Raw genomic sequence first — 324 nt, forward strand, 5'->3', positions numbered from 1 at the left:
TCCCTTCCTTTTCGGAGGGGCTTTCATTGAGGCAACGCGAAGCTGGCGGAACATTTGGAACAGACTCTTATTTCCCTTCCTTTTCGGAGGGGCTTTCATTGAGGCTGCTGAGAGTGTCGCTAAGGCGTTCGGCCTGTGGGTATTTCCCTTCCTTTTCGGAGGGGCTTTCATTGAGGCAGGTAACCGGGCGCGATAGCCAGCGGCTCGGCGGGTGCATTTCCCTTCCTTTTCGGAGGGGCTTTCATTGAGGCAGCATGAACAACTAGGAAGGCACCTAATGACCGAGAAGACATTTCCCTTCCTTTTCGGAGGGGCTTTCATTGA

General features: G+C 53.7%; 1 CRISPR repeat array.

Going from position 1 to position 324, the window contains the following annotated elements:
* Positions 1–323: a CRISPR direct-repeat array (repeat unit 29 nt; unit sequence TCCCTTCCTTTTCGGAGGGGCTTTCATTG).
* Position 324 lies beyond the last annotated feature (1 nt).

Origin of the sequence: Rothia sp. HMSC072E10, assembly GCF_001813965.1 — a bacterium.
GTDB lineage: Bacteria > Actinomycetota > Actinomycetes > Actinomycetales > Micrococcaceae > Rothia > Rothia mucilaginosa_A.